This is a genomic window from Amycolatopsis dongchuanensis (assembly GCF_039542405.1).
Taxonomy (GTDB): Bacteria; Actinomycetota; Actinomycetes; order Mycobacteriales; family Pseudonocardiaceae; genus Amycolatopsis_E; species Amycolatopsis_E sacchari.
Genome location: NZ_BAABIB010000119.1, coordinates 106016 through 114302, shown reverse-complemented (window position 1 = coordinate 114302; position 8287 = coordinate 106016). Strand labels below are relative to the sequence as shown.

The following is an 8287-nucleotide window of genomic DNA, read 5'->3' as shown; positions in this document are numbered from 1 at the left end:
GCAGCAGCCGCCGGTGGCCCGCCGCCAGCCGCCGCGTCCCCCGCCCCGGCGCGCGCCGGCCGGTGCACCCCCGCCGCCCGCCCGGCGCCAGCAGCCACCGCCCCGGCCGCGGATGCACTGACTCGCGGGGCCCTCAGCCCAGGTGCGTCCGGTAGAAGCTCGTCAGCTTCTCGACGGCGGCACCGACGTGCGGCTCCCGGTCGTACAGGTCGACGTGGCTCGCGCCGTCGATCCAGTGCAGCTCCTTCGGCCCGCGCGCCCCCTGGAACGCCTCCACCGCCATCCAGGAGGTCACCGCCTCCCGGCCGACGACCAGCAGCAGCGGGCGCGGGGCGATCAGCCCGACGAAACGGAAGGCGTCGAAGAACGCCAGCCGGTCCACACTCGACCACGGCAGCAGCTTCGCCGAGCGCGGGTGCTGCGCGCGGGCCGTGCAGTAGTACTCGAACCCCTCGACACCGTGCTGGCCGCCCAGCTCGCGGGCCTGCTCGACGGTGTCGGGGAACAGCTGGAAGGTCTGCGGGCCCTCGCCGCGGGCCTCGGCGGTGCGGGCCGCGGCCGCGGCGTCGAGCATGCCCTGGAACACGGCCGGGTCCTGGGTGCCGTCGGCGCCGAGGCGGAACTGGCGGGCGACGTCCACGGGACTGACGGTGCCCACGGCCTTGATGCGGTGGTCCCCGGCCGCGGCCGCCATCGAGTAGCCACCGGAGGCGCAGATGCCCAGCACACCGATGCGCTCGGGATCGACCTCCTCACGGGTGGTGAGGAAGGAGACCGCGGCCTTGAAGTCCTCGACCCGTTGTGCCGGGTCTTCCAGGCCTCGCGGCTCGCCTTCGCTTTCGCCCTGGTAGGCCGCGTCGTAGGCGAGGGTGACGAATCCCTGCTCGGCCATCCGGCGCGCGTACAGCCCCGAAGCCTGTTCCTTGACGCCGGTGCCGGGGTGCCCGACGACGAGCGCCGGCCAGGGACCGGTTCCGGTGTCCGGGGTGTGGAGGTGGGCGGTGAGCCGAAGACCGTTGCTGGGGAAGGTGACGTCCGTTTTCATGTCACCCACGCTCGTCCCCGCCGGAAGCCGGTACCAGTGAGAGAACTGCCTAGGCAAGCCGGTACCAGGCACGTGGTCCGCCCGATGTGGACACTGGAGGCATGGAGACCACCGAGCTGGGCGACTTCCTCCGCGCCCGCCGTGCCGCGCTCGACCCGGCCCGCGCGGGCTTCCCCGACGACGGCAGGCTCCGCCGGGTGCCGGGCCTGCGGCGGGAGGAGCTGGCGCAGCTCGCGCACATCAGCGTCGACTACGTCGTCCGGCTGGAGCAGGGCCGCACGCGGCGGGTGTCCGGCCCGGTGCTCGACGCGCTCGCCGACGCCCTCCAGCTCGCCCCGGACGAGCGCGCCTACCTGTTCACCGTCGCCGAGGCCGTGCCCGCCGCGCCCGCCCGGCAGCCGGGCAGGCCGAAGGTCGACCGGCAGTTGCGGCAGCTGCTCGACGGCATGCGCGACATCCCCGCCATGATCCTCAACCGCCGGATGGACGTGCTGGCCTGGAACCGCGGGGTGACCGCGTTGCTGACCGATTTCGGTGCACTGCCGCCGAGCGAGCGGAACCTGATCCGGCTGACGTTCCTCGACGAGGCCTACCGCGCCCTGTACGCGGACTGGCCGCGTGCCGCGCGCGAGTGCGTCGCCGTGCTGCGGATGGAGGCCGGGCGCAACCCCGGCGACAAGGCGCTGGCCGCGCTGATCGGCGAACTGAGCGTGCGGGACGCGGACTTCCGCACCTGGTGGGCGAGCCACCAGGTGCGCGGTCCTCGTGAGCTGGTGAAGACGTACCTGCACCCGGTCGCGGGCCCGATCACGCTCGACGTCCAGCAGTTCTCCGTCGACACCCAGCCGGACCAGCAGCTCGTCGCCTACACCGCGGAGCCGGGGTCGCCTTCGCAGGCAGCGCTGGACTTCCTGCTGGCCGTCAGCCCCGCGGCGCCCGTGAGCTGATTCAGCGCGCCGCGGTGAACAGGCGGCGGCTGACCAGCGCGAGGATCACCAGCAGCACCACGGCGAACCCGGTCAGCGCGCTCTGCACCGACACCAGCTGCGTGGCCAGGCCGAGCCCCAGCACGGGCACGACGAGCCCGACGTAGGCGGCGAGGAACAGCCCGGCGAGCGCCTCGCCGCGGCCCTCGGGCGGCGCCACCGACAGCACGATGCTGACGGCCGCCTTGAAGCCCGCACCGGCGCCGCCGCCCGCGAGCACCCCGCCGACGAGGAACAACGCGAGGCTCGGCAGCTGCACCGCGACGGTCACGAGCACGACGCCGAGCACGAGCGCGCCGAGGCCGTAGCGGAGCTGGTTCCGCAGCCCGGCCCTGGACAACACGGTCTGGGCGACCGCCGCGGCGGCGAACACCGCGAACGACGCGACCCCGGCCAGCGCGTGCGAGTGCTGGTGCAGCACGTTCGCCAGGAACGCGGGCGCGAGCGAGGTGAACAGGCCGAACACCGCGAACTGCACCAGCGCCGCCGCACCGGCGGCGAAGTACCGGCCGCGGGCCTCGCGCGGCACCGAAACCCGCTGCGGGCGGTACTTCACGCGGGAGGGCTCGACGGTCTCCGGCACGAGCGTCAGCGCGAGGACCCCGAGCAGCATCAGACCCTGGAACACGAGGTACGGCACGTGCAGCGGGTCACCGACGTACTGGGCCAGCAGGCCCGCGATGAGCGGGCCGAGCCCGATGCCGCCGAGGTTCGCCGCCGTGCCGACGAGGTCCGCGCGGGAGCGCGACGCGCCGGGCCGCGCGGCGAGGTGCAGCTCGGTCAGGTGCGCGGTCGCCGTCGCGGTGAGCATGCCGATGCTGATCCCCGACACGAACCGTGCGACGAGCAGCGCCGGCACCGAAGTCCACGCCAGGAACACCACCCCCGCGAGGATGTTGACGAGCACCGCGGGCACCAGCACGCGCCGCCGGCCGACCCAGTCGGAGATGTGCCCGGCGAGGAAGAGACTCGCGAGCACGCCCACGGCGTACGCGGCGAAGATCAGTGTGACCGTGAAGGAGCCGAAGCCCTCCTTGGCCTGGTAGAGCACGTACAGCGGAGCGGGCGCCGCCGAGAACGCCATCATCACCGCGAAGGTGTAGGCCACGAGCCAGAAACCGCGGCCGTGCGGCCGGGAGCCGCCGACCGCGACGGCGGGCAGGCTCGTGTAGGTGCCGGATGTGGTCACCGGAAGGTCCTTTCTTGTCCCCGTTCTTCCCCGTTACCCACTTTCCCTCCGCCGATCGATCACGTCCAACGAATGTTTGTGCATGCTGCTATCTCTCGTCTAGATTGTTGGCATGGAGCTGCGTCAGCTCGCCTACTTCGTCGCGGTCGCGGAGGAACTGAGCTTCACCAAGGCGTCCCGGCGGCTGCGCGTCGTGCAGTCCGGGGTCTCCACCGCGATCCGCGCGCTGGAACGGGAGGTCGGCGCGCCGCTGTTCGTCCGGGACAGCAGGCACGTCCGGCTGTCCGACGCCGGGGCGGCGATGCTGCCCAGCGCCCGCGCCGCACTGGCCGCCGCCCGCGCGGCCCACGACGCGGTGCAGGCGCAGCACGGTGAGCTGCACGGCTCGATCGTGCTCGGCAGCATGCTGACGACGCCGGGCGTCGACGTGGCGGGCGTGCTCGGCCGGTTCCACCGGGCGCACCCGGCGGTGCGGGTCCGCGTCCAGTTCTCCCCCGCCGGTTCGCGGGGTCACGTGCACGCGCTGCTCGACGGGACCATCGACGTCGCTCTCGCGTCGTTCCCCCGGCGCCCGCCGCCCGGCCTCGTGACCGAGACGCTGACGACGGAGGTCCTGCAGCTCGTGTGCGGTCCGGACCACCGGCTCGCGCATGCCGGCGAGGTGCGCCTGGAGGACCTCGCGGACGAGACGTTCGCCGAGTTCCCCGACGGCTGGGGCACGCGGGACCTCGTGGACCTCGCCTTCGACCGGCGCGGGCTGAGCAGGCAGGTGCCGCTGGAGGTGCCCGACTACGCCACCGCGGTCGCGTTGATCCAGCAGGGCCACGTGCTCGGCTTCGTCCCCGACAGCGTCGCGCGCGACAACGCCGAACTCGTCGTGGTGCCGATCGCGGGCGAGCAGCTGGCCTGGAACGTCACGCTCGCCACCTCGGCGACCCGCCCGTTGTCGCGGCCCGCGCTGGTGCTGATGGCCGAGCTCCGGCGCGGGCTCGTGACCTGACCGGCTTCCTTCACCCCGCTTGAGGCTTTCGTTGATCAACAGGAGGCGCGGTCGGCGAAAGTCTCAAACCGGCGATCAAGCGCTAGGCTGGGCCGGTGGCGAAGCTCCGCATCACGGACCTGGCCAGGATGGCCGGGATCTCGGTGCAGCAGGTCCGCAACTACGTCGATCTCGGGGTGCTGCCGCCGGTCGAGCGCACCACCAGCGGCTACCGCGTGTTCACCGACACCCACGCCGAGGCGCTGCTCATCGTGCGGCAGCTGGCGGACGGGCACGGCTGGGAGCGCACGCGGACGATCATGCGGGCGGTGCACGCGGGTGACCTGACGACGGTGCTGGCCACCGTGGACGCGAGCCACGCGGAACTCCACCGGGAACGCGCCGACATCGCCAGGGTCGTCGGCGCGTTCGACGAGATCGGCCGGGCGCCGGCCCGGTCCCTGCCGCGGCGGCCGCTGCGGATCGGCGAGGTCGCCGAGGTGGTCGGGGTGCGCACACCGGTGCTGCGGCTGTGGGAGCAACGCGGCCTGCTGAAGCCGGACCGCGAGTCCGGCACGGGCTACCGGGTGTACGGGCAGGCGGAACTGCGCAAGGCCGAGGTGGTCGCGTTGCTGCGGCGCGGCGGTTACCCGTTCTCGGTCGTGCAGGCGGTGCTGGGCGAGCTCGATCCCGGCGGCCGTCCCGAGCGGGTGCGGGCCGAACTGGGCAAGCGCGAACAGGAACTGCAGCGCCGCAGCCTGCGCCGGCTGCGGGCGTCAGCGGCGTTGTCCGCGTACCTGGATCACTGAAGCGCCTTCTCGAACGCCAGCGGCCCGATGGTCTCGGGATCGGCGGTGACGTCGAACAGCGGGGTGTAGCCCGCCGCGAGGTACAGGGCCTTCGCCTCGGGCTGACGCGGGCCGGTGGTGAGGTACACGCGTTCGTAGCCGCGGGCGGCGGCCTCGCGTTCGAGCTCCGCCACCACGCGCCGCGCCAGGCCCCGGCGGCGGTGCGCCGAATGCGTCCAGATGCGCTTCAGCTCGGCGGTGCGCTCGTCGTACCGCTGGAAAGCGCCGCCCGCCACGGGTTCGCCGTGCTCCAGCACCAGCAGCAGCGCGCCGTGGGGCGGCGCGAACCGCTCGCGCGGGTAGCCGCGCAGGTCCTCGTGCATCGCTTCGAACGTGCCGCCGTAGCGGCTGGAGTACTCGTGCGCCAGCTCCGCCAGCAGCGGCGCCACGCGCGGGTCGTCCTGGTCCACGGCGAGCACCTGGAACGCGGTGTCGAAGGTCGTCACGTATCCCGGCAACCCGCCTTCGTCGCGCGGAATTCCCGGCTCATCCGACGAGCAGCACGTCCAGCGTGCGCGGGCCGTGCACCCCTTCGACGCGGTCCAGCTCGATGTCGCTCGTCGCGGACGGCCCCGAGACGAACGTCAGCGGCCGGTCCGGGGTGAGCCGGGCCAGCGCTTCGGGCACGGTCGCCACGATCTGCCGGGCCCGCACCACGCACAGGTGGTAGTCCGGCACGAGCGTCAGCGCGCGGCGGCCCTGGCCGGGCCCGGCGTCGAGGACGATCGTGCCGGTCTCGGCGATCGTCACGGCGCAGCCGGTGAGCACGCCGCCCGCCGCGTCCAGCTCGTCGACGGTCAGCGGTGGCTCGTCGGTGAGCCACTCGACCCCGTCCACGTGCCAGTCGCGCGGCAGGCCCGGCGGCGCGATCATCGACCGCGGTGCCCGCTGCCGCAGGGCTTCCGCGATGGCGGCGGGCAGCCCGTCCTCGTCGACGCGGCGGACTTCGGCGCGGTAGTCGGCGATGCGCTCCGCCGCCAGCTCCACGACGTCCGGGTACTCCCGCGTCGTCGCGTACTCGCGGGGCACCGGGCCTGGCGCAGGCCGGTCACGCAACGCGGTGCGCACGCGCGCCAGTATTTCCGCTCGGGGGTCAGCCACGGTTGTTCCTCCACCAGCTACGGAAGCTTTCCCGCGCGGGCAGCGGCGCGTCCCGCGAGTCCGTCCACAGTGAACCCGGCCACGGCAGCTTCGTGACCTTCCCGCCGGGCACGAGGGACCGCGCGAGCGAACCGGCCTTCTGCGCGGCCTCGTACTTCCGCGGGTCGCCGAACACCTGGGCCAGCACCTTCATCGCGATCCGCTCCGGCGAGGCTTTCGGTTTCGCCGCAACGGTTTTCGCCCGCAGGTGGGTGAGCACCTCGGGGATGTCGATGCGGACGGGGCAGGCCTCGAAACACGCGCCGCACAACGAGGACGCGTACGGCAGGGACGCCGCCTGCTTGTCGTGCGGGTCGGCGACCAGCTGCGGGGTGAGGATCGCGCCGATCGGGCCGGGGTAGACCGAGCCGTACGCCTGCCCGCCCGTGCGCTCGTACACCGGGCACACGTTGAGGCAGGCCGAGCAGCGGATGCACCGCAGCGCCTGCCGCCCGACCGGGTCCGCGAGCGCCTCGGTCCGGCCGTTGTCCAGCAGCACCAGGTGGAACTCCTGCGGCCCGTCCCCTGGCGTGACACCCGTCCACACCGAGGTGTAGGGGTTCATCCGCTCCGCGGTGGACGAGCGCGGCAGCAGCTGCAGAAACACCTCCAGGTCGCGCCACGTCGGCACGAGCTTTTCCAGCCCCATCACGGTGATCAGCGTCCGCGGCAGGGTCAGGCACATGCGGCCGTTGCCCTCGGACTCGACGACCATGATCGAGCCGGTGTCGGCGACCGCGAAGTTCGCGCCCGAGACGGCGACCTTCGCGGTGAGGAACTTCTGCCGCAGGTGCTTGCGCGCGGCCTCGGCGAGGGCACGGGGCTCGGCGGGCAGATCGGCGGGCGCGCCCGGCATCTCGCGGCGGAAGATGTCGCGGATCTCCGCGCGGTTGCGGTGGATCGCGGGCACCAGGATGTGCGAGGGCCGGTCGTGGCCCAGCTGCACGATCACCTCGGCGAGGTCGGTCTCGATCGCCGTGACCCCGCCCGCTTCGAGCGCCTCGTTGAGCCCGATCTCGGCGGTGGCCATGGACTTGACCTTGACGACCTCGTGCGTGCCGGCCTCGCGGGCGAGCCGGAGCACGATCTCGTTGGCCTCCGCCGCGTCCCGCGCCCAGTGCACGACGCCGCCGCGCGCGGTGACCGCCGCTTCCAGCCGCTCCAGGTACGTGTCGAGGTGGGCGAGCACGTCGTTCTTGATCGCCTCGCCCGCCCGGCGCAGTTCCTCCCAGTCGGGCACCTCGGCGACGGTCCGGGCGCGCTTGTCGCGGATGGTGTGCGTGGCGTGGCGGAGGTTGCGGCGCAGCTGCGAGTCCGCGAGCGCCTCGTGCGCGGCCTTGGGGAAAGCGGGGACGCCCAGCCACGTCACCGGGTTGCGAGCCACGGTTCCTCCTCCGTCGACGCCAGGATGTCGGCCAGGTGCACGGTGCGCACCCCGGTCCGCAGCCGGGACAGCCCGCCGCCGATGTGCATCAGGCACGAGTTGTCGCCCGCCGTCAGCACCTCGGCGCCGGTGTCGAGCACGTTGCTCATCTTGTCGCCGAGCATCGCCGTGGACGTCTCGGAGTTCTTCAGCGCGAACGTGCCGCCGAAGCCGCAGCACGACTCGGCGGCGGGCAGCTCGACCAGGTCGAGGCCCTTCACCTCGCGCAGGAGCTTGAGCGGCTTCTCCCCCACGCCGAGCATCCGCAGCGAGTGGCACGTCGGGTGGTAGGTGACGCGGTGCGGGAAGTAGGCCCCCACGTCGGTCACCCCGAGCACGTCGACGAGGAACTCGGACAGCTCGTACATCCGCGGCGGGAGATCGCTTTCCAGCAGCTTCGGGTAGATGTCGCGCACCATCGCCGCACACGAGCCGGAGGGCGCGACGACGGCGTCGTAGCCCGCGAACGCCTCCCCCAGCCGCCGCGCCAGCGGCACCGTCTCGTCCCGGTAGCCGGTGTTGAAGTGCATCTGCCCGCAGCACGTCTGCGCGAGCGGGAAGTCCACCGCGCAGCCGAGCCGCTCCAGCAGGCGCACCACCGACTGGCACGTGTCCGGGAACAGGGTGTCCCCCAGGCACGTCGCGAAGAGCGCAACCCTGAGCGTCATAGATGCAAC

Annotated in this window: 9 protein-coding genes; 3 read left to right on the top strand and 6 right to left on the bottom strand. The window is 72.9% G+C overall.

What is annotated here, in order from left to right:
* Positions 1 to 133: 133 nt before the first annotated feature.
* Complete coding sequence (locus tag ABFX51_RS30780; RefSeq protein ID WP_346055750.1) at positions 134 to 1045, bottom strand: alpha/beta hydrolase; 912 nt, start codon at positions 1043 to 1045, stop codon at positions 134 to 136.
* A 101-nt stretch (positions 1046 to 1146) separates the two neighbouring features.
* Between ABFX51_RS30780 and ABFX51_RS30775 the strand changes: the two genes are divergently transcribed.
* Positions 1147 to 1992 carry a helix-turn-helix transcriptional regulator gene (locus ABFX51_RS30775; protein ID WP_346055749.1) on the top strand — a complete coding sequence of 282 codons (846 nt, stop codon included), beginning with the start codon at positions 1147 to 1149 and terminating at the stop codon, positions 1990 to 1992.
* Position 1993: 1 nt separating this feature from the next.
* Here ABFX51_RS30775 and ABFX51_RS30770 read toward each other — a convergent pair whose 3' ends face one another.
* Positions 1994 to 3220 carry an MFS transporter gene (locus ABFX51_RS30770; protein WP_346055748.1) on the bottom strand — a complete coding sequence of 409 codons (1227 nt, stop codon included), beginning with the start codon at positions 3218 to 3220 and terminating at the stop codon, positions 1994 to 1996.
* 112 nt (positions 3221 to 3332) lie between these two features.
* On the opposite strand from ABFX51_RS30770, the gene ABFX51_RS30765 reads away from it, so the two are divergent.
* Together ABFX51_RS30765 and ABFX51_RS30760 are read left to right on the top strand one after the other, a co-directional pair.
* A complete protein-coding gene (locus tag ABFX51_RS30765) occupies positions 3333 to 4220 on the top strand; it encodes a LysR family transcriptional regulator (RefSeq protein ID WP_346055747.1) in 888 nt (295 codons plus the stop codon).
* A 95-nt stretch (positions 4221 to 4315) separates the two neighbouring features.
* Complete coding sequence (locus ABFX51_RS30760; protein WP_346055746.1) at positions 4316 to 5008, top strand: MerR family transcriptional regulator; 693 nt, start codon at positions 4316 to 4318, stop codon at positions 5006 to 5008.
* Here ABFX51_RS30760 and ABFX51_RS30755 read toward each other — a convergent pair.
* The 4 genes from ABFX51_RS30755 to ABFX51_RS30740 are packed head-to-tail and all read right to left on the bottom strand — an operon-like array spanning position 5002 to position 8278.
* Entirely contained in the window at positions 5002 to 5493 is a 492-nt protein-coding gene (locus ABFX51_RS30755; protein WP_218153504.1) for a GNAT family N-acetyltransferase, read from the bottom strand. The genes ABFX51_RS30760 and ABFX51_RS30755 overlap by 7 nt on opposite strands.
* Positions 5494 to 5533: 40 nt before the next feature.
* Positions 5534 to 6148, bottom strand: a complete 615-nt coding sequence (locus ABFX51_RS30750; protein WP_346055745.1) for a LutC/YkgG family protein — start codon at positions 6146 to 6148, stop codon at positions 5534 to 5536.
* Complete coding sequence (locus ABFX51_RS30745) at positions 6141 to 7571, bottom strand: LutB/LldF family L-lactate oxidation iron-sulfur protein (RefSeq protein ID WP_346055744.1); 1431 nt, start codon at positions 7569 to 7571, stop codon at positions 6141 to 6143. The genes ABFX51_RS30750 and ABFX51_RS30745 overlap by 8 nt, the downstream gene beginning before the upstream one ends.
* Positions 7553 to 8278, bottom strand: coding sequence for a (Fe-S)-binding protein (locus ABFX51_RS30740; RefSeq protein ID WP_346055743.1), 726 nt, complete (start codon positions 8276 to 8278; stop codon positions 7553 to 7555). The genes ABFX51_RS30745 and ABFX51_RS30740 overlap by 19 nt, the downstream gene beginning before the upstream one ends.
* Positions 8279 to 8287: the final 9 nt, after the last annotated feature.

Bases quoted from the DNA above. Each gene is read 5' to 3' on its own strand.
- ABFX51_RS30740 (WP_346055743.1), bottom strand. From the start codon at position 8,278: ATGACGCTCAGGGTTGCGCTCTTCGCGACGTGCCTGGGGGACACCCTG.
- ABFX51_RS30780 (WP_346055750.1), bottom strand. From the start codon at position 1,045: ATGAAAACGGACGTCACCTTCCCCAGCAACGGTCTTCGGCTCACCGCC.
- ABFX51_RS30775 (WP_346055749.1), top strand. From the start codon at position 1,147: ATGGAGACCACCGAGCTGGGCGACTTCCTCCGCGCCCGCCGTGCCGCG.
- ABFX51_RS30765 (WP_346055747.1), top strand. From the start codon at position 3,333: ATGGAGCTGCGTCAGCTCGCCTACTTCGTCGCGGTCGCGGAGGAACTG.